Annotated in this window: 18 protein-coding genes and 2 pseudogenes; 7 read left to right on the forward strand and 13 right to left on the reverse strand. The window is 72.6% G+C overall.

Features of this window, described 5'->3' with window-relative positions; all coding sequences use genetic code 11:
* Positions 1 to 202: 202 nt before the first annotated feature.
* On the reverse strand, positions 203 to 1027 hold the full coding sequence (locus OHB56_RS33655) for a rhomboid family intramembrane serine protease (RefSeq protein ID WP_406357457.1): 825 nt from the start codon (positions 1025 to 1027) through the stop codon (positions 203 to 205).
* Between the two features lie 132 nt (positions 1028 to 1159).
* Between OHB56_RS33655 and OHB56_RS33660 the strand changes: the two genes are divergently transcribed.
* Positions 1160 to 1594, forward strand: a complete 435-nt coding sequence (locus OHB56_RS33660; RefSeq protein ID WP_326755497.1) for a hypothetical protein — start codon at positions 1160 to 1162, stop codon at positions 1592 to 1594.
* Positions 1595 to 1606: 12 nt separating this feature from the next.
* Here OHB56_RS33660 and OHB56_RS33665 read toward each other — a convergent pair whose 3' ends face one another.
* Both OHB56_RS33665 and OHB56_RS33670 read right to left on the reverse strand, forming a co-directional pair.
* A complete protein-coding gene (locus OHB56_RS33665) occupies positions 1607 to 3088 on the reverse strand; it encodes an FAD-dependent oxidoreductase (protein ID WP_326755498.1) in 1482 nt (493 codons plus the stop codon).
* 22 nt (positions 3089 to 3110) lie between these two features.
* On the reverse strand, positions 3111 to 4163 hold the full coding sequence (locus OHB56_RS33670; RefSeq protein ID WP_326755499.1) for a DUF4349 domain-containing protein: 1053 nt from the start codon (positions 4161 to 4163) through the stop codon (positions 3111 to 3113).
* 156 nt (positions 4164 to 4319) lie between these two features.
* Here OHB56_RS33670 and hemG point away from each other — a divergent pair.
* Both hemG and hemQ read left to right on the forward strand, forming a co-directional pair.
* Positions 4320 to 5779, forward strand: a pseudogene (gene hemG / locus OHB56_RS33675) (protoporphyrinogen oxidase).
* 5 nt (positions 5780 to 5784) lie between these two features.
* Complete coding sequence (gene hemQ, locus OHB56_RS33680; RefSeq protein WP_326755500.1) at positions 5785 to 6516, forward strand: hydrogen peroxide-dependent heme synthase; 732 nt, start codon at positions 5785 to 5787, stop codon at positions 6514 to 6516.
* A 27-nt stretch (positions 6517 to 6543) separates the two neighbouring features.
* On the opposite strand, the pseudogene OHB56_RS33685 reads toward hemQ, so the two are convergent.
* The 7 genes and pseudogenes from OHB56_RS33685 to OHB56_RS33715 all read right to left on the reverse strand — a co-directional run.
* Positions 6544 to 6766: pseudogene (locus OHB56_RS33685) on the reverse strand (alpha/beta hydrolase); the annotation flags it as partial.
* A gap of 164 nt (positions 6767 to 6930) precedes the next feature.
* Positions 6931 to 7818: a TIGR04222 domain-containing membrane protein gene (locus OHB56_RS33690; protein ID WP_326755501.1), complete on the reverse strand. Its 888-nt coding sequence runs from the start codon at positions 7816 to 7818 to the stop codon at positions 6931 to 6933.
* Positions 7819 to 7956: 138 nt separating this feature from the next.
* Complete coding sequence (locus OHB56_RS33695) at positions 7957 to 9288, reverse strand: DUF692 domain-containing protein (RefSeq protein ID WP_326755502.1); 1332 nt, start codon at positions 9286 to 9288, stop codon at positions 7957 to 7959.
* A 275-nt stretch (positions 9289 to 9563) separates the two neighbouring features.
* Positions 9564 to 10274 (reverse strand): DNA alkylation repair protein, encoded by a 711-nt coding sequence (locus OHB56_RS33700; protein ID WP_406357460.1) that lies wholly within the window; start codon positions 10272 to 10274, stop codon positions 9564 to 9566.
* Between the two features lie 49 nt (positions 10275 to 10323).
* The gene (locus OHB56_RS33705; protein ID WP_326755504.1) at positions 10324 to 11052 is read right to left on the reverse strand and encodes an aminoacyl-tRNA hydrolase; all 729 of its coding nucleotides are present in this window, start codon (positions 11050 to 11052) and stop codon (positions 10324 to 10326) included.
* A 33-nt stretch (positions 11053 to 11085) separates the two neighbouring features.
* Positions 11086 to 11334, reverse strand: coding sequence for a hypothetical protein (locus tag OHB56_RS33710; RefSeq protein ID WP_326755505.1), 249 nt, complete (start codon positions 11332 to 11334; stop codon positions 11086 to 11088).
* Between the two features lie 48 nt (positions 11335 to 11382).
* Positions 11383 to 12246, reverse strand: a complete 864-nt coding sequence (locus OHB56_RS33715) for a polysaccharide deacetylase family protein (protein WP_406357462.1) — start codon at positions 12244 to 12246, stop codon at positions 11383 to 11385.
* 145 nt (positions 12247 to 12391) lie between these two features.
* Between OHB56_RS33715 and OHB56_RS33720 the strand changes: the two genes are divergently transcribed.
* A complete protein-coding gene (locus tag OHB56_RS33720; RefSeq protein ID WP_406357464.1) occupies positions 12392 to 12805 on the forward strand; it encodes an ArsR/SmtB family transcription factor in 414 nt (137 codons plus the stop codon).
* Positions 12802 to 13290: an SRPBCC domain-containing protein gene (locus OHB56_RS33725; protein ID WP_406357466.1), complete on the forward strand. Its 489-nt coding sequence runs from the start codon at positions 12802 to 12804 to the stop codon at positions 13288 to 13290. Before OHB56_RS33720 ends, OHB56_RS33725 begins: the two co-directional genes overlap by 4 nt.
* Before the next feature lie 58 nt (positions 13291 to 13348).
* Here OHB56_RS33725 and OHB56_RS33730 read toward each other — a convergent pair whose 3' ends face one another.
* The 3 genes from OHB56_RS33730 to zapE form a co-directional block, all read right to left on the reverse strand.
* Positions 13349 to 14749, reverse strand: coding sequence for an alkaline phosphatase PhoX (locus OHB56_RS33730; RefSeq protein ID WP_406359268.1), 1401 nt, complete (start codon positions 14747 to 14749; stop codon positions 13349 to 13351).
* 134 nt (positions 14750 to 14883) lie between these two features.
* A complete protein-coding gene (locus OHB56_RS33735; RefSeq protein ID WP_406357468.1) occupies positions 14884 to 15867 on the reverse strand; it encodes a slipin family protein in 984 nt (327 codons plus the stop codon).
* A gap of 116 nt (positions 15868 to 15983) precedes the next feature.
* Positions 15984 to 17087, reverse strand: a complete 1104-nt coding sequence (zapE, locus tag OHB56_RS33740) for a cell division protein ZapE (protein WP_406357470.1) — start codon at positions 17085 to 17087, stop codon at positions 15984 to 15986.
* Positions 17088 to 17124: 37 nt separating this feature from the next.
* Between zapE and OHB56_RS33745 the strand changes: the two genes are divergently transcribed.
* Together OHB56_RS33745 and OHB56_RS33750 are read left to right on the forward strand one after the other, a co-directional pair.
* Entirely contained in the window at positions 17125 to 17988 is an 864-nt protein-coding gene (locus OHB56_RS33745; RefSeq protein ID WP_406357472.1) for a pyrimidine reductase family protein, read from the forward strand.
* Between the two features lie 261 nt (positions 17989 to 18249).
* Positions 18250 to 18723, forward strand: coding sequence for an indole-3-glycerol phosphate synthase (locus OHB56_RS33750; RefSeq protein ID WP_326755512.1), 474 nt, complete (start codon positions 18250 to 18252; stop codon positions 18721 to 18723).
* The last annotated feature ends 10 nt before the right edge of the window (positions 18724 to 18733 follow it).

The raw sequence follows: 18733 nt of genomic DNA on the forward strand, positions 1-18733 counted from the left end.
CCTGTGGGGCGCTTCCTGCCTGACGGGACGTCAGGAAAGTCAGCAATGGGTCAGCATGAGTCCTGCCAGAGGCTCAAAAATTTGGCAAAGCATGCAGGTGATTGAATCATTCAACAATCGTCGGCCGACCCGGAAATGCAAACGTCTCTTATGCAAAGCGGTTCCGGGTCTCCTTGTGCTGCCCGGCCCCGGGCGTGCGGCCCTACCAGTCCCCTCGGGTCTGCCGTCCGAAAAGGACGCCACCCGGTTCGGGCGGTGGGGGAGTGCCCGGTTTGAGGGGCCAGGCGATCAACATGCCGACGACGAAACCGACCACGTGGGCCACGTACGCCACCGTTCCGGCGCCGGTGACGCCCCCGCCCGACGAGTACACCGCCTGCAGGACGAACCACAAGCCCAGGACGATCCAGGCGGGCAGGCGCAGCGGCAGGAAGATCAGGAAGGGGACGAGGACCCAGACGCGTGCCTTCGGGTAGAGCACCAGGTAGGCGCCGAGGACGCCGGCGACGGCTCCCGAGGCGCCGATCAGGGGAGTGGTGGCGTCGGGGTTCGTGAGTGCGAATCCGTATGCAGCCGCGTACCCGCAGACGAGGTAGAACAGCAGGTACCGCACGTGCCCCATCCGGTCCTCGACGTTGTTGCCGAAGATCCACAGGAAGAGCATGTTGCCCAGCAGGTGCAGCCAGCCGCCGTGCAGGAACATCGCCGTGAACACGCTCAGCTCGGGCGACTTGTCGTAGGCGGGCGGTCCCGCCACGCATCCCGGCCCCTGCGGGCCCACCCCCGTCTCGCCCGTGGGCACCAGGCGCGGCATCCGGTGGTGGACCAGTTCCTGCGGCACGGCCGCGTACCGGTCCAGGAACGCCTGGAGATCGCACAGCTCCGCGAGACTGCTCCCGCTGCCCGTCAGCGAGCCGACGACACCGGGCGTGAAGAACACGAAGACGACGAAGTTCGCGGCGAGCAGCGCGTAGGTGACCCACGGGGTGCGCCGTGCCGGATTCACGTCATGAACGGGGATGACCACGTCCCACTTGTGCCCTTGCCGCCGCCGGTGAATCCGCCGCTCCGCTGAACACCGCCGTCCGGCCCCGCGTATCCCTTCCCAACTGCCTGCGGCGCGGGGAAGGGGCCGCGGGGCCGACGTGAGGAACGGGCCATGAACGACCGAGTGACCACTGCGATGCAGGCGCTGCCCGACGGAGAGGCGGAACTCACGCTCGTGGTGCGCCTCTCCTGGGAGGACGTCGCCCGGCTCGGCCAGGAGGCGGGGCGGCTCGCTTCCCGGATGCAGCGGCCGGTGACGCTGGACGAGGCGGTGAGCCACCGCCTGCGCTCGGCGCGGGCCACCGCCGCGCACGCGAAGCCGACGGGGGAGCAACCGCCGGCTGCCGTGAGCGCGGGAGGTACCGGGGCGGCCGGTCTCGCCGGCACCGGCGGCACCAGTGTCTCCGCCGGCACCAGTGCCTCCGTCGGTACCGGCGGCACCAGTGCCTCCGTGTCGTCCCTGCCGCCCCGGCCCGCGACGGACCATGCGCGGCCTCCGGCGGAGCAGGCGCGGCAGGCGATCGAACGGATCAACGGGACCGCGTAGACCGGACGGCTGTCAGGACGTACGCGGCGACGGCAGTCCCGCCGTGGCGCGGATCTTCGTGGTGGCCTTGCGGGCCGCCACCAGGACCGGGTCCCAGGTGGGGGAGAACGGCGGGGCGTAGCCCAGGTCCAGCATCGTCATCTGCTCCACCGTCATCCCCGCGGTGAGGGCGACCGCCGCGATGTCGACGCGTTTGCCCGCGCCCTCCCGGCCGACGATCTGGACCCCGAGCAGGCGGCCCGTGCGCAGTTCGGCGAGCATCTTCACCGTCATGGGGGAGGCGTTCGGGTAGTAGCCCGCGCGGCTGGTCGACTCGATGGTGACCGTCTCGAACCGCAGCCCCGCGCGGTGGGCGTCCTTCTCCCGCAGACCGGTGCGCGCGATCTCCAGGTCGCAGACCTTGCTGACCGCGGTACCGACCACGCCCGGGAAGGTGGCGTAGTCGCCGCCGACGTTCGCGCCGATGATCTGGCCGTGCTTGTTGGCGTGCGTGCCGAGCGCGATGTGCCGCTCCTGGCCGGAGATCAGGTCGAGCACCTCCACGCAGTCGCCGCCGGCCCAGATGTTCCCGTACCCGCGGACCCGCATCGACCGGTCGGTGAGCAGGCCGCCGTGCTCCCCCAGGGGCAGCCCCGCCGCCCGCGCCAGGCCCGTCTCCGGCCGGACCCCGATGCCGAGCACCACCACGTCCGCCGGATACTCGGCGTCCGCGGTGGCCACGGCCCGCACCCTGCCGTCGTCCCCGGTGAGCAGTCCGGTGACCTCGGTGTCGTTCACCATGGTGATGCCCAGGCCCTCCATCGCCCTGTGCACCAGACGTCCCATGTCGGGGTCGAGGGTCGCCATGGGCTCCCGGCCGCGGTTGACGACGGTCACCTCGTAGCCGCGTTTGATCATCGCCTCGGCCATCTCCACGCCGATGTACCCCGCGCCGACGACCACCGCGCGGCGGCCGGTCGTGCGCTCCAGGGTGTCGAGCAGGGCCTGGCCGTCGTCCAGGGTCTGCACCCCGTGCACACCGGGGGCGTCCATGCCGGGCAGCTCCGGGCGGACCGGCCGCGCGCCGGTCGCGATCACGAGCTTGTCGTACGACGTCCAGGACTCGGCGCCGGAATCGAGGTCCCGCGCACGCACCCGCCCCCGGCCGGGGTCGATCTCCGTCACCTCGGTGCGCATCCGCAGGTCGATGTGGCGCGCGCGGTGCTCCTCGGGTGTGCGGGCGATCAGCTTGTCGCGTTCGGCGACGTCCCCGGCCACCCAGTAGGGGATGCCGCAGGCCGAGAAGGACGTGAAGCGTCCGCGCTCGAACGCCACGATCTCCAGCTCGTCCGGCCCCTTCAGCCGGCGCGCCTGCGACGCCGCGGACATCCCCGCGGCGTCGCCGCCGATCACCACCAGGCGTTCCGGGCCCTTCGCGGCCGGACCTGCGCCGCTGCCCGTACCCGTTCCCGTGCCTGTACCCGTACCCGTGCTCGTCCCTGTGCTCGTGGTCATACGACCACGCTACGGGGGCCGGTCACTTCACATCCGGCTCCGGGGTCTCGTCCGGGGTCCGGGCCGGCGTACGCGCGGACGAGGGCCGGGACGCGGGGACGGACGAGGAAGCGGGAACGGGAGGGGAAGCGGGAGCGGGCCGCGTACGGGGGGACAGCCTGGGGCGTACGGCCTTCAGCCACAGCAGTGCGAGCAGGGCCGCCAGGGCCGCGAACGGCAGCGCCGCGCCGATCGCCACCGCGAGCCAGCGCAGCATGGTCACGAACGCGTCCCAGCCGCCCGCGAGCGCGTCCAGGAACCCGGGGTCGTCGTCCTCGGCGCTCTGCTTCACCTCCGTCTCGGACAGGGTCAGGGTGATGGTGGCCAGGCTGGTGCGGTCCTTCAGGGACGCCTGCCGGGCGAGCAGCGCCTCCAGGTCGGCCTGACGGGTGCTGAGCTCGCCCTCCAGGGTGACCACGTCACTGAGCCGGGTGGCCTGGTCCATCAGCTCGCGGATCCGGACCACGCTGGCGCGCTGCGTCTTGATCCGGCTCTCGACGTCGACGACCTGGTCGGTGACGTCCTCCGCCTTCGCGCTGCGTGCGACGAGTTTGCCGGAGCCCTCGAGGTCCGCGAGGACTTTGTCGTACTTCTCGGCGGGGACGCGCAGCACCACGCGTGTGAGCTTGTGCCCCTCCTCGTCCTGGCGGGTGGTCTCGTCGCCGACGTAGCCGCCCGCGTTCTCGGTGGTCGTGCGCGCCTCGGCCAGTGCCGTCGGCGCGTCCTTCACCCGGACGGTCAGGGAGGCGGTGCGGATGATGTGGCTCGTGGCGGTGCTTCTGGCCGCGGGCGGCGCCGTCGCGGCCGAGCCGCCCGCCGAGCCGTCCGCCGAGCTGCCGGGGGCCCCTTCCCGCGCCGCTCCTTCCTTCGCCCCTGCCCCGGCGTCCGCCCGGGCGTCGGCCTGCGAGAGGGCGGCCTTGTCGTCGGACCCGCCGGAGTCGGAGCTCGCGCCGCTGCATCCGGCCAGGGCGAGGGCGGCGGCCAGCAGCAGGCCCGTCATGGCGTGTGCCGGCCGTGCGGATCGTCGTGTGCGCATGTGGGTTCCCCCCGGGTTCGTGACCACTGACGTTCCTTCGACGCCGGAGGGCGGTGGAACGATGACGCGGAACGGTCCCGAAGCGGTCACGGTAGGGACTCGGGAGGGCCGTACGGCCCTGGTGGGGTTGCCGGCGGCATCTGAGAGGGTGGAGCCATGAGCGGATCACACACGGGTGCGGAGCAGCGGGTCGTCGTCGTGGGAGCCGGCATCGCCGGGCTGGCCGCCGCGCACCGGCTGCTCGGGCGCGGGGCACGGGTGACCGTGCTGGAGGCCTCGGAGCGGGTCGGCGGCAAGCTGCTGCCCGGCGAGATCGCGGGCGCGCGCGTGGATCTGGGCGCCGAGTCGATGCTGGCCCGCCGCCCGGAGGCGGTGGCCCTCGCCCGTGAGGTGGGCCTCACCGACCGGCTCCGGCCTCCGGCCACCGCGACCGCGTCGCTGTGGACCCGCGACGCCCTGCGCCCCATGCCCAAGGGCCACGTCATGGGCGTCCCCGGCACCGCCGCCGCCCTGGCCGGGGTGCTCTCCGACGAGGGCCTCGCCCGGATCGGACAGGACGCCGAGCTGCCCCGCACCGAGGTCGGCGACGACGTCGCCGTCGGCGCGTACGTGGCGGCCCGGCTCGGCCGCGAGGTCGTCGACCGGCTGGTCGAGCCCCTGCTGGGCGGGGTGTACGCGGGCGACGCGTACCGCATCTCGATGCGCTCCGCCGTCCCCCAGCTGTTCCAGGCCGCGCGGACGCACACCTCCCTGACCGAGGGCGTCCGCGAGATCCAGGCCAGGGCCGCCACCGCGCAGCAGACCGGACCGGTGTTCATGGGCATCGAGGGCGGCGTGGGCACCCTTCCGCTCGCCGTCGCCGAGTCGGTGCGGGCCCGCGGCGGGGAGATCCGCACCGGTACCCCGGTCACCGAACTGCGCCGGGAGCCGGCCGGCGGCTGGCGGATCGTCACCGGGGAGCGGGAGCTGCGCGCCGACGCGGTCGTCGTCGCCGTGCCCGCGCCGGCCGCCGCCCGGCTGCTGCGCGCCGAGGCGCCCGGCGCCGCCGCCGAGCTGGCCGGCGTCGAGTACGCCTCCATGGCGCTCATCACGCTCGCCTACCGCCGCGCGGAGACCGGTCTTCCCGCGGGCAGCGGATTCCTGGTGCCGCCGGTCGACGGCCGCACCATCAAGGCGTCCACCTTCGCCTCGCACAAATGGGGCTGGATCGACGAGGAGAACCCGGACCTCACGGTCCTGCGCACCTCCGTCGGCCGGCACGGCGAGACGGAGATCCTCGGCCGTGACGACGCCGGCCTCGTGGAGGTCTCCCGGCACGACCTGAAGGCCGCCACAGGCCTGGACGCCACCCCGGTCGCCACCCGCGTCACCCGCTGGCAGGACGGCCTGCCCCAGTACCCCGTCGGCCACCACGCGCGCGTGTCCCGGGTCCGCGAGCACCTCGCCGCCCTCCCGGGGCTGGCCGTGTGCGGCGCGGCCTACGACGGCGTCGGCATCCCCGCGTGCATCGCGAGCGCGTACGACGCCGCCGACCAGATCCACGGTGACGTCCCGCACGTCGTGCGGGACGTCACCGCCACCCGGTGAAAACCCTCCACGGAGGAGCAGGAGAATAAGGGACATGACCGACGACGCCACCACCCCCGCACCCGACCGGATCCCGAACAAGGGCAAGCTGGCCAAGGACCTGAACGAGGTCATCCGCTACACCCTCTGGTCCGTCTTCAAGCTGAAGGACGTGCTGCCCGAGGACCGCGCCGGGTACGCCGACGAGGTCCAGGAGTTGTTCGACCAGCTCGCCGCCAAGGACGTCACCGTGCGCGGCACGTACGACGTCTCCGGTCTGCGCGCCGACGCCGACCTGATGATCTGGTGGCACGCCGAGAGCAGCGACCAGCTCCAGGAGGCGTACAACCTCTTCCGCCGCACCAGGCTGGGCCGGGCCCTCGAGCCGGTGTGGTCGAACATGGCGCTGCACCGGCCCGCCGAGTTCAACCGCTCGCACATCCCGGCGTTCCTCGCCGACGAGGAGCCCCGCGCGTACGTGAGCGTGTACCCCTTCGTGCGCTCCTACGACTGGTACCTGCTGCCCGACGAGGACCGCCGCCGCATGCTCGCCGACCACGGCAAGATGGCCCGCGGCTTCCCCGACGTGCGCGCCAACACGGTTCCCTCGTTCTCCCTCGGCGACTACGAGTGGGTCCTCGCCTTCGAGGCCGACGAGCTGTACCGCATCGTCGACCTCATGCGGCACCTGCGCGGCTCCGAGGCCCGGATGCACGTCCGTGAGGAGATCCCGTTCTACACGGGCCGCCGCAAGGACGTCGCGGAACTCGTCGCGGGCCTCGCCTGAGCAACGGAGCCCCAGCCTGCGGCCTGATCAGGCCGCAGGCCGGGGCTCCGTCTTCGCGGACGGCTCCGGCTCCGCCCGTGGTGCCGGTTCCGGGGCGGTGCGCAGGACGCGCGCCGCCCCGGGACCCGGCCGGTGAGCAGATACGCCTCCAAGTGGCCGTTCCACAGGAGTTGGACCCGCCGGCGACACCATGTGCACCGGTGTCCCGCTCGGTCACCGGCGCCGACCCCGCGAGCCGCCGGTGCGGCTCCGGGCGCGACGGCCGGCGCGGTGAGCGGCAGAGACCCGGCGGCCGTGTGGACGACGGCAGTTCTCGTCGTGTTCCCTCCGGTGCACGGCTACCGGGGCGATCGACCCGAGGGACGCTTCGTCCGGCGGGCGGGGCAGGGCAGGCACCGTCGGCGGGTGTCGCCGTCAGTGCTCCCGTGCGCCACCGAAACCGGAGCCGGAACCGGGGTCGTCCTCCGTGCGGTGACGGCCGAAGGCGTCGCCCGGACGGTGCCCCGGAGCGTGGCCCGGGTGGTGCTCGCGATGTGCGAAGGCCGCCCGCAGATCCGGTTCGCCGACCGCGCGGATGCCGTGCACGGCTACCGACGTGAGGTACGTACGCTCGTCGCCGGCGGCGGTGGCGGGTGCTCCGGCCCTGGGCAGGGGGCCCAGCAGACGCCGGCCGGCCGGGGAGGCCCACAGCGCGTACGGGGGGACCTCGATCCGCGCGATGACCAGGCAGCTCAGGGTCAGGGTCAGCGGCAGGGCGAACCACAGGGCGACCAGATGACGCGGCAGGTACGACGCGGCCGGCAGCAGCAGCGCGACGGCGCCCAGTCCGGCCACGGCCAGCGCGGCGAGCCGTACCCGCCGTATGCCGTCGACGATCGTCGTGGCCGTGCCGTCGGGCACGGCCAGCCCGGCCCGCTCCAGCCGGCCGGCGAGGCCGCGCACCGCGTCCGTCGTCGCCGCGGCGGCCCGCACCGGGGCGATGAGGGACTGCCCCTCCGGCCCGATGACCCCTATCACCGACCGCTCCATGTCGTCCCGTCCGAGCGGATCGACCACGGTCGCCCAGCCGGTGCGGGCCAGCAGCAGCCGGCGCTGACGCGCCATCGCGACCAGGGTGACGTCGGCGACCCGCCGAGGGCCGCCGGACAGGAACGCCGTCTCGTACAGCGTCAGATCACGTCCCCCGCCCCCGGCCGTACCCACGTCGTGGACGGCCGCAGCGCGGACGGCGGCCAGGCACAATCGTGTGCAGGCGACGCCGGCGACGGCCCAGGAGACGAGCAGGAGGAGTACCCAGAGCATGACTTGTTTGTAGACGACACGGTCCCGGAAGCACCATGCCCTGTTCATCATCCGGACGGAGTGTTGTCCGCGCGTGACGTTCCGTTCGGCCGGCCGGGTCCCGGAAACGGACCCCGCTCCGGCTCGCGTGCCCCGTCCTCAACGCCGCAGCAGCACCCGCCGCGTGGCGCGCGCCAGCCGCACCGCGGGCCGGCGCGACCGCGGCACCGGCCCGGACCGCTCGAGCCACCACTCGCGCAACTCCCGCAGGGGCACCTGCTCGTCCTGCCGCTCCCGCCGTCCAAAGGAGAGCAGCAACTGCTCGACGAAGTCCAGGGCGTCCTGCCGATAACCTCCGGTCATCGGCCGCTTCTGCGCATGGGCGAGGAAGACCTCCCGATACCGCTCACCGAGCATCACCGGCAGCTCGGGCGCCACCTTGGCGACGACATCCGCCCGCTTCGCGGCGAGCGCCCGCGCCTGCACGGCCATCCGCACCCGGTCGAACCCCTCGGGCACGGGCGTCCCGGCGACCAGCGAGGACAGCACCGCCGCCTGGGCGAGCGCGACCCGCTGCCGCGCGGGTTCGCCGGAGCCGGATTCCCATACGGAGCCGGAGCCGGAGCCGGCTCCGGAGCTCTTCGCCTGTGCCGTGCTCCGTGCGGTCGCCCCCTTCTCCACCGCCTCCCGAATGGCCGTCAGCTCCCGCTCCAGCTCGCCCGGTTCAGGGAAGTTCTCGTCCCGTTCCAGGAGCACGCCGGGAGGGGAGACCCGGGAGGCGAGGTCGGTGAGGATGTCCAGTACCGGCCGGGGCACGGGGTGGGCGTGGCTGTCGTGCCAGACACCGCCCCGCTCGACGCCGCCCGCGACATGGACGTACGCGATGGCCTCCAGGGGAAGTTCGGCGAGCGCCTTCGCCGGATCCTCACCGCGGTTGACGTGGTTGGTGTGCAGATTGGCCACGTCGATGAGCAACCGCACGCCGGTGCGGTCGGCCAGGTCGTACAGGAACTGGCCCTCGGACATCTCCTCACCGGGCCAGGAGAACAGCGCCGCGATGTTCTCCACGGCGAGCGGTACGGGCAGGGCGTCCTGGGCGATCCGGACGTTCTCGCACAGTACGTCGAGCGCGTCCCTGGTACGCGGCACCGGCAGCAGGTGACCGGCCTCGAGCCGAGGGGAGGCGCTGAGCGGCCCACCCGCCCGCACGAACGCGATGTGCTCGGTGACCAGCGGCGACCGGAGCGCCGTGGCCCGCTCGGCGAGCGCCTCCAGCCGTCCCGCGTCCGGCCGCTCGGCCCCGCCGAGCCCGAGCGCAACCCCGTGCGGCACGACGGTCACCCCACGTTCGCGCAGCCGCAGCAGCGACTCGGGGACATGCCCGGGACACACGTTCTCGGCCACCACCTCCACCCAGTCGATCCCCGGCATCCGCTCGACGTCCCCGGCGATCTCCGGCCGCCACCCGATCCCCGTCCCGAGTCGCTCCATGTCACTGTCCCCCTTGTCCACCGGCCCCCGCCGGACGTGCCGTGGGTATGACCCCGATCCGCACGGCCGAACCCCGGACCACCCGTCTTCAGAGCAACTTTTGAGCTTTCGGGCAGGAGCTGCTGGAAGAGCCCCCGGAAAGGACACGCGGCGGGACACCGTTGCGGCCCGGCCCCGCACCCCTGGAGGAGTAACCGGCCTCCCTGTGCGGAACGGCCGGACGAGCCCTCCGTCCACAACGCCCCGCCGGTGGTCGCAGGAACGCCGACCGTCGGTCAAGCCACCGTCCCGTCGTGCCGGCGGCGGACCATCTCGGTGATCCAGGTGGGCGCGTACGGAGACGTGCACCCCGGGGAAGTGGGGTAGTCCTTGAGCACCTCCAGGCGCTCACCGATGCCGAGGGCACGAGCGCGGTGCTCGGCATGTTCGATGCCGATCTGCGCCAGGCAGTGGTTCATCGCCCACTGCAGGCGTTCCGGGGCGTCCCTCATGTCCGCCTCGATGACGTCGAGCAGTCCTTCGAGGTCGAGGCCCTCGGGCTTCTTCGCCACGCGGTCGGTGGTCAGTGCCCAGCCGGCGCTCGCGACCGCCGGATCCGGATCGGCGGACCACGTCAGGCGCAGCTCTTCCGCGTGCGGGCTCTTCTTCACCACGTAGTTCACGAGCCAGCCGTGCACCTTGGGTGCGCGCGCCCCGCGCACCATGACGTCCAACTCGTCACGTTCGAACGCCTTCGGGCGGCAGATCAGGATCGCCAGCAGTCTCGCCGCGGTGTCGTCCGTCTCCCAGAGCTCGCGGGCGAGTTCCTGCTGCGTCTTCAGCCGCTTCGCGAGCGCACGCAGCTTGCCGAGGTTCACACCGTGATCGTCACCGTGTCTCTCGTTCACCACGCGTGCCTTCGGGTCCTCGAGCTCGGCCAGTTCGGCCGTCACCTCGGCCACCGTCGTCCCGGCCACCGTCGTCCCGGTCGGCTTCGTCCCGGCCACCTGGGCCTCCTGTTCGTCGCGTGCGGGATTCAGCCTACGGCGGAGGCCGTCAACGGAGGGCGGGGTGGTCCGCGACGACCGTGCTGGAGCCCGGGGCGATTTCCGTGAAGCCCGCGTCACGGACCAGGGGGAGGCCGCTGGTGACCAGGGCGGTCCAGTGGGACGGGGCGGCGGGACGGACGGAGAGGGGGAAGCCGGCGTCGCGCCAGGCGCCGCGGTCCTTGTCGGTCAGCTCCCACCACGCCAGTTGGGCCGCGTGGCCCGCCTGGGCCATCGCTTTGCCGGCCGACATGCCGAGGTCGGGGTTCAGCCAGAGGACGGGGGCCGTGGGGTCCGCCGGAGGCGGGGGTTCAGGGTCGTCCAGGTCGGTGCCGGAGACCTGGAGACGGGCCAGGTCCTTGGGCCAGCCGTCCAGCGGGACGGGCGGGAAGACGCGGACCTCCGCCGACTTGCCGGTGACCGTGATGCCGGGCAGGGCCTCCGCGCGGCGCCACTCCGCGCCGCGGGCCCTGCGGACCACCTTGCGGATGCGGGCGTCCTGCCAGTCGCGCATCGCCTGCGCCCACTCGCCCTCGCCCGCCGACCGCTCGTCCGCCAGCACCGTCAGCACCGCGCGGGCCGCCGTCTCCAGGGCGTCCGTGCGGGCCGGGGGCGCCGACTTCTCGATGCGCGCCACCAGGGGCAGTACGAACTGGGGGGCCTCGTCGCGGACGGTGGGCTCGGAATGGAAGGGACTCGCGGCGGCAGGCGTCCGGTCATGGGTCTGATCGCTGTTCACCCCGCCAGTCTGCCAAGCCGTGCCGCGCTTTCGTCAGCCCGGGCAGGCCGTGCGCTGTGCTTCCTGCCTCCCCCAAGTCCTCGACTTCGCTCGGACAGGGGGGACCCCCATGCACGCCGGACACATGGTGATCCCCTTGTACGACTCCGGGTGCTCCGTGGGCTCCCGGCACAGCACGCACTCCGCGTACGGAGGCCCTTCGGCCTCGGGCGGCCTGGTCGCGTCGATCAGGCAGTAGTCGGTGTCGGTCCCCGTGTCGGTCTCGGCCTCGACCTCGGTCATGCCTCCAGCGTAGGACCGCGTCCTGCCGAGTGCCGGGGCCCGGTTCCGTCAGCCCGGCAGCGCTGCCGTCGGCACGGTCGCGATCAGGTCGGAGACCTTCACGAAGCGGTAGTCCCGGCGGCGCAGCTCCGGGACGATCGTCCGTACCGCACGCTCGGTCGCCGGGGCCGCGCTGCGGGTGCAGTGCAGGACGACGACGGAACCCGGGCGCACTCCGTCCAGGACCTGCCGGGCCACCGCGTCGGCGTCCGTGGCGAAGGCGTCACCGCCGACCACGTCCCACTGCACGGCGGTGACACCGGCCGGGACGAGTGCCTTCAGTGCCTCGCGGTCGTAGCAGCCGCCGGGGAAGCGGAAGTACGGCATCGGGTGTGCCACCCCCACCTCGCGGAAGGCCGTGTACGCCCGTTCCACGTCCGCGCGTATCCGGTCCCGGCCGACGGTCGGCAGGCCGTAGCAGTCGTCCGTGAACGCGTAGTGGCTGTACGAGTGGTTGGCGACCTCGAAGAGCGGGTCCCGGCCGATGGAACGGGCCTGGTCCGGGTACTCCTCGGCCCAGCGCCCCGTCATGAACACGGTGGACGGCACCTTCAGCGCGCGCAGGGTGGCGATCAGCCGGGGGTGGTCGAAGCGTTCGCCCGCCGCCGCACGCGGACCCTGGTCGGCGGTCATGTCGGCGTCGAAGGTGAGGGCGACGGTCTTCCCGGTGCTTCGGGGGGCGTTCTCGAAGACCGGGGTCAGGCCCGCCGGTCCCGGGGCCAGGGTGGGCAGGCGCGGGGCCGGTGTCGCGGGGGTGGTGGAGGGGGAGGGGCGTGGCCGCTGCGCGGGGCGGGGGGCCGCGCAGGCGGCGCAGGCGGCGAGCGCGGTGATGAGGGCGCAGACGACTGCTGCCCGGCGTACCGATGTGATCACTGTATGAAGATATGAGTGATGTCATGGCGTTTCTCCGTATTCGTGGTGAGTGTGCCGTGGTGCCACTCGGGTGGCTGAGGCCCGGTGCGGCGCTTTCCCGCCCTCCGCTTGCGGCGCGGGGCGGGCGGGGTTAACGTACAACCAAATGGTTGTAGATGGATTGACCGACGAGGCCGTGGACCGGCTGTTCCACGCCCTGGCCGACGCGACGCGCCGCGACATACTCCGTCGTTGTGTGCGGGGTGAGCTGTCCGTGTCACGTCTGGCAGAGGCGTACCCGATGAGCTTCGCCGCGGTGCAGAAACACGTCACGGTGCTGGAGCGGGCCGGTCTGGTCACCAAGCAGCGCCGCGGCCGGGAGCAGCTCGTGCGGACCGACCCCGACGCGGTGGACAGGGCCCGGCAGGCCCTCGACGAGCTGGAGACGGCCTGGCGGTCGCGCGTGGACCGGATGTCCGGTCTGCTGGCGGACGACGCCGGAAGCGATGCCGGAAGCGATGCCGGAACCGCGGCAGGGTCCGGCGACGACAGGGAACCGACGGAAGGACAGGACCGATGACCGTCACGAACGTGGACAAGGATGTCGACCGGCTGACCCTCACCGTGATCGCGGACTTCACCGCACCGGTCGAGAGGGTGTGGCAGCTGTGGGCCGACCCGCGGCAGCTGGAGCGCTGGTGGGGGCCGCCGACCTACCCGGCGACCGTGCAGGAGCACGACCTCACCCCGGGCGGAGAGGTCAGGTACTTCATGACCGGTCCGGAGGGTGAGAAGTTCGGCGGCTGGTGGCGGGTCGCGACGGTCACGCCGCCCACCGCCCTCGAGTTCACCGACGGCTTCTCCGGCCCGGACGGCACACCAAACCCCGAGATGCCGACCACCTCGGTACGGATGACCCTCAGCGAGCGCGAGGGCGGGACCAGGATGGAACTGCGCTCGGTCTTCGACACCCGGGAGCAGATGGAGCGGCTGGCCGAGATGGGCATGGTCGAGGGGCTGCGGCAGTCGATCGGGCAGATGGACGACCTGCTGGTGGCCGCCTGAGCCGTGTACGGACCGCCGGGGCCGGCCGGGGCACCCTGTCCCGGCCGGCCCCGTGCCGTCATCGCCGCCAGGGCCCCGTGACCGCGAACGTCGTGCCCGGGGAGTAGCAGTTGACGTACATCGTCCGGCCGTCGGGGGAGAAGGCGACGCCCGCGAACTCGCCCCACTCCGGCTTCTCGGGCGTTCCTAAGTTCTGCCGATTGCGGGCCAGCGCGTACACCTCGCCGTGCCGGGTGACGCCGTAGACGTGCTGCGCGCCGCCGCCGTCCTCGCAGACCATCAGGCCGCCGCTGGGGGCGAGGCAGATGTTGTCCGGTGACTCGCCGGGGAGCCGTACGTCGGTGTCCGGCCCGAAGACGATCACCAGCGTCAGCCGGCGCCGGTCCGGGTCGTAGCGCCAGATCTGCCCGTAGTGGTCGCCGGCCGAACCCTCCGCGCTGCGGGCGAAGGACGACACGAAGTACGCCGACCGCCCGCCCCAGTAGCAGCCCTCCAGCTTCTGCGCGTGCGTGATGCCGCCGGTGCCGAAGTCCTGGAAGCGAAGGGGTGTCTCGGCGGCCAGCGGGTCCGGTACGTCCACCCACTCGATGCCGTCGAACCGGGCGCCCGTCTCCTGGACCGAGGACAGGTCCGGCACCCCGGGCACCCGCATCGCCTGGAGCCGGCCGCCCGCGCGCAGCGAGCCGGTGCCGCCCAGCGGCTTGTCGGGCAGGAACCGGTAGAAGAGGCCGAAGGGCCGTTCGAAGGCGTCCTCCGTCTCGTAGACGACGCCCCGCTTCGGGTCGACCGCGACCGCCTCGTGCTGGAAGCGGCCCATCGCGGTCAGCGGCACGGCGCCCGTGCGGCGCGGATCGGCGCCGTCGACCTCGAAAATGAACCCGTGGTCCTTGGTGTAGCCGTTGGTGCCCGCCTTGTCCTCGGTCTCCTCGCAGGTCAGCCAGGTGTTCCAAGGAGTCGGCCCGCCCGCGCAGTTGACGGCCGTACCGGCGATCGCGACCCGCTCCGAGTGCACCTGGCCGCGGGAGTCCAGGGTCAGCGACGTACAGCCGCCCTTGCCCTCCGGGTCGTAGGTCAGGCTTTTGACCACCGGGACCGGAATTCTGCCGTTGGCGCGGTTCTCGTGGTTGCGGACCAGGTGGACGCGGCCCTGCCCGCCCGCGAAGGCGGCCATGCCGTCGTGGTTGGAGGGGACGGGACCCTCTCCGGAGCGCAGGGGGTCGCCCTCGCGGGAGAGCACCCGGTAGCGGAAACCTTTTGGCAGGTCGAGGAGTCCGTCGGGGTCGGGGGCGAGCGGGCCGTAGCCGTGATGGCCGAGGTTCTGTGCGGCGGCGGCAGCGGGGGTGAACAGCTCGGAGAGGGCGCCGGAGAACGCGATGCCGATGCCCAGGGCGCCGGAACGGGCGAGCAGCTGACGTCGTGTCGAGGGCAGGAATCCGGTGTCGGACCCTGTTTCCGGCATGCCTGTTTCTGACATGGAGGAACCTTCCTGCTGGCGGACAGGAACTACGGTCCCGCCGTGTCTATCACCTGCCGTGAGTCACGGGAACCACGCGCGGAGCACGTGTCACGCGTCTGTCCGTGGGCGGTCACGCGTCACGCGTCACGCGTCCGGGGCGAGGCCGGGGTGGGTGCGGGCACGGGGCCGGAGCCCGTACCGAGGCCCGTGTCCGTGGCCAGGCGCCCGAAGTCCGGGACCGGGCGATCGGTGTCCGGGGGCCGGTTCCCGCCCTTGTCCCCGTCCGCGGTTTCGGCGAGGTCCCCGTCCCGGCCGGCCGGCGGTCCGGGTTCCTCGAGGGCGTGTTCCTGTTGCGCCGCCGGCTGGGCGGCCCGTTCCAGGAAGCGCAGCAGTTCGACGGGGAAGGGCAGTACCAGCGTGGAGTTCTTCTCGGCCGCGACCGCCACGATGGTCTGCAGCAACCGCAGTTGCAGCGCCGAGGGCGTGTCCGCCATCTGCTGCGCCGCCTCGGCCAGTTTCTTCGACGCCTGGAGTTCGGCGTCGGCGTTGATGACCCGGGCGCGGCGCTCGCGGTCGGCCTCCGCCTGGCGGGCCATGGACCGCTTCATGGTGTCGGGCAGCGAGACGTCCTTGATCTCGACGCGGTCGATCTGCACACCCCAGCCGACCGCCGGGCTGTCGATCATCAGCTCCAGGCCCTGGTTCAGCATCTCCCGGTTGGACAGCAGGTCGTCGAGATCGCTCTTGCCGATGATCGAACGCAGCGAGGTCTGCGCCATCTGGGAGACCGCGAACCGGTAGTCCTCCACGTTGACCAGCGCCGCGGACGCGTCCACGACCTTGAAGTACACCACCGCGTCCACCCGCACCGTCACGTTGTCCCGGGTGATGCCCTCCTGCGCGGGCACCGGCATCGTGACGATCTGCAGATTCACCTTGTGCAGCCGGTCCACGAAGGGAACGATCACCGTGAACCCGGGCGGACGCGCCTTGCCCTGCAGCCGGCCGAGGCGGAAGACGACTCCGCGCTCGTACTGCTTGACCACCCGCGCCGCCGCGGCGAGATAGGTGAGGCCCGCGGCACCGGTTATGGCGGCCGCGGCGAGCAGCTCTTCGACCATGACGACCTCCCGTCAGAGGTCTGCTTCACGTGCTTACGGTCACTCCTGCCACGATATGCCCGCCGCCCCGGCCGGGGCCATGGGTGAGGTCATGCAGCCGGCGGGCGAGGAAGCGGCTACGGGGTTCCCGTGAGCCGGCCGGCGTCCCGGGCCAGGGCGGTGAGGCGGGAGATGGCCCGGAAGTACTTCTTGCGGTAGCCGCCCTTCAGCATCTCCTCGCTGAACAGCTGGTCGAACGGCAGCCCCGAGGCGAGCACGGGCACCTCGCGGTCGTAGAGCCGGTCGGCGAGGACGACGAGACGCAGCGCCGTCGACTGGTCCGGTACCGGCCGGACACCGGTGAGGCACACGGCGGCGAGTCCGTCGGTCAGGGCGCCGTACCGGCTGGGGTGCACCTTCGCGAGGTGGTCCAGCAGGTCCGCGAAGCCGTCCAGGGAGGCGCCCTCGGTGGCGTACGCCGTCTTGGACACCAGTTCGTCGGTGTACGGCGGCGGCGCCTTCGGCAGGCCGCGGTGACGGTAGTCCTCGCCGTCGATGCGCAGGGCGCGGAAGTGGGCCGACAGGCCCTGGATCTCGCGCAGGAAGTCGGCCGAGGCGAACCGGCCCTCGCCGAGCTTGCCCGGCAGTGTGTTGGAGGTGGCGGCGAGCGCGACGCCCGCCTCGACCAGCTTGCCGAGCAGGGTGGAGACGAGCACGGTGTCGCCGGGGTCGTCCAGCTCGAACTCGTCGATGCACAGGAGCCGGTGGCCCGAGAGGGTCCGCACCGTCTGCTGGAAGCCGAGGGCGCCGACCAGGTTGGTCAGCTCCACGAAGGTGCCGAACGCCTTGAGCGCGGGCTCGGCCGGGGTGGCATGCCAGAGGGAGGCCAGCAGATGGGTCTTGCCGACGCCGTACCCGCCGTCGAGGTAGACGCCGCGGGGGCCGGCCGGGGCGGGCTTCGCCGCCTTGCCGAAGCCGAACAGCCGACGCTTGCCGGAGCCGCCGGCTCCGGGTTCGCCGAGACCCGCCGCGAAGCCTTCGAGGACGCGCACGGCCTCGGTCTGGCTGGGCTGGTTCGGGTCCGGTATGTACGTGCCGAAGCGGACCGCGTCGAACCGCGGCGGCGGCACCATCTCGGCGACGAGCCGGTCCGCGGGGACGTGCGGCTCACGGGCGCACAGGGACAGCGGGACCGCTTCGGCCGTGGCACCGGGCCGGGAGGCGGGGGAGGAGGACGACACGCTTCCTCATACTACGGGGCGTGGAACACTGCACGTCATGCGACGCCTGTTCCCTGTGACCGACGAAACAGCAGCTCCCGGCGGGAGGTCCGGTACGTCCGGAGGCGGCCGTGGCGGCCCCGGAGGCGGTGGAGGCGAGGACGGAGCCGGCCGGGAGTGGAGCCTGGCCGAACTGGCGGCCGTGTACGCCTACCCGGAGGCGGAGGCGGAGGCGGGCTCGGGGCCCGGCGGGGGCCGGGAGCCGTGGCTGCGGGCCAACATGGTGTCCACGCTCGACGGTGCGGCCCAGCACGAGGGCCGCTCGCAGCCCATCTCCTGCCCCGCCGACATGCGGATCTTCGGCACGCTGCGGGCGCTGGCGGACGTCGTGCTCGTGGGTGCGGAAACCGTTCGGCAGGAGGGCTATCGTCCGGCACGCGCGCGTGCCGAGTTCGCGGCGGCGCGGGAGGCGGCCGGGCAGGGGCCGGCGGCGGCGGTCGCGGTCGTGTCCGCGAGCCTGGACCTGGACTTCTCCCTGCCGCTGTTCGCCTCCCCGCTGGTGCCCACCCTGATCCTGACCGGCTCCGCCGCGCCCCCGGACCGGGTCGCGGCCGCCGAGGCGGCCGGGGTCCGGGTCGTGACCGCGGGAGAGGGGGCGGGCGTGGACCCGGGGCGTGCGGTCCGGGCCCTCGCGGAGCGGGGGTACACCCGGCTGCTGACCGAGGGCGGCCCGCGACTGCTGGGGCAGCTGGTGGCGGCCGGGGTGCTGGACGAACTCTGTCTGACCGTCGCCCCGATGCTCACCGCGGGTGATGCCCAGCGCATCGCCGGGGGGCCCGCTGTGACACTTCCGCGGCGTTTCACGCTGAAGTCGATGCTGGAGGAGGACGGCTTCCTGTTCACGCGGTACGCACGGCCCTGATCCCGGCGTGGCCGGAGGGGTCCGGACGCGGCCGGGTGTGGCCGGAAGTCGCCGGGTTCCGCGGCCGGAAATATGCGGAAACGGGTTCGACGGTTACCGCTGGTCCGGTAATCGGCGGAATGTTCCGTTCCGCTTGATACCGCGACGGGCAGACTGAATCCGGCAGTGCCCGTGCGAACACGGGGCAGGATGGTTTCCGCAGGGCCTGGCTCGGCCCACGAGAAAGAGGGCCCGCAGCCCTCCGAGGAGAAGGGGCGCCTGGTGTTCACAAGCGTACTGATGATCGAGAAGGCTCTGACGTCCGCCGACGTGGACTTCGTCACCACCTTGCACGGCGACGAGGGGGTCACCTTCCAGGTGCTGCTCCAGCCGCGCGGAGAGCAGGCGGACCGGCTGCTGCGGGCCATCGACGACGTGGCCCTCGGCGAGCTCGACGACGCCGTCCGCGAGGGGGAGACCCCCGAGGGCGAGGAGGCCAAGACCACGGGGGAGCGGGCCCTGGAGGTGTCCCTGCAGGCGCTGCGCGCCGCCGGCCACGTGGCCGAGGGCCGGCTGATCGAGAACCACCCGCTGGACGCCCTGAGAGCGATGGTCCAGGAGGCCGGGGCCGACGAGGTGATCGTGCTCACCGATCCGCACTACGTGGAGGAGTTCTTCCACCGCGACTGGGCCTCCCGGGCCCGGCACAAGGTGGGGGTGCCGGTGCTGAAACTGTTCTCGCACAGCAAGGCATAGGCTGGGGCGG

It is taken from the genome of Streptomyces sp. NBC_01635, assembly GCF_045209715.1.
In the GTDB taxonomy this organism is placed as follows: domain Bacteria; phylum Actinomycetota; class Actinomycetes; order Streptomycetales; family Streptomycetaceae; genus Streptomyces; species Streptomyces hirsutus.

What these genes read in the sequence shown, in the direction of transcription:
- OHB56_RS33720 (WP_406357464.1), top strand. Translation starts at nt 12,392, where the DNA reads ATGGTTGTAGATGGATTGACCGACGAGGCCGTGGACCGGCTGTTCCAC.
- OHB56_RS33695 (WP_326755502.1), bottom strand. Translation starts at nt 9,288, where the DNA reads ATGGAGCGACTCGGGACGGGGATCGGGTGGCGGCCGGAGATCGCCGGG.
- OHB56_RS33660 (WP_326755497.1), top strand. Translation starts at nt 1,160, where the DNA reads ATGAACGACCGAGTGACCACTGCGATGCAGGCGCTGCCCGACGGAGAG.
- OHB56_RS33730 (WP_406359268.1), bottom strand. Translation starts at nt 14,749, where the DNA reads ATGCCGGAAACAGGGTCCGACACCGGATTCCTGCCCTCGACACGACGT.
- OHB56_RS33735 (WP_406357468.1), bottom strand. Translation starts at nt 15,867, where the DNA reads ATGGTCGAAGAGCTGCTCGCCGCGGCCGCCATAACCGGTGCCGCGGGC.
- OHB56_RS33745 (WP_406357472.1), top strand. Translation starts at nt 17,125, where the DNA reads ATGCGACGCCTGTTCCCTGTGACCGACGAAACAGCAGCTCCCGGCGGG.
- OHB56_RS33665 (WP_326755498.1), bottom strand. Translation starts at nt 3,088, where the DNA reads ATGACCACGAGCACAGGGACGAGCACGGGTACGGGTACAGGCACGGGA.
- OHB56_RS33670 (WP_326755499.1), bottom strand. Translation starts at nt 4,163, where the DNA reads ATGCGCACACGACGATCCGCACGGCCGGCACACGCCATGACGGGCCTG.
- OHB56_RS33710 (WP_326755505.1), bottom strand. Translation starts at nt 11,334, where the DNA reads ATGACCGAGGTCGAGGCCGAGACCGACACGGGGACCGACACCGACTAC.
- hemQ (WP_326755500.1), top strand. Translation starts at nt 5,785, where the DNA reads ATGACCGACGACGCCACCACCCCCGCACCCGACCGGATCCCGAACAAG.
- OHB56_RS33725 (WP_406357466.1), top strand. Translation starts at nt 12,802, where the DNA reads ATGACCGTCACGAACGTGGACAAGGATGTCGACCGGCTGACCCTCACC.
- OHB56_RS33690 (WP_326755501.1), bottom strand. Translation starts at nt 7,818, where the DNA reads ATGCTCTGGGTACTCCTCCTGCTCGTCTCCTGGGCCGTCGCCGGCGTC.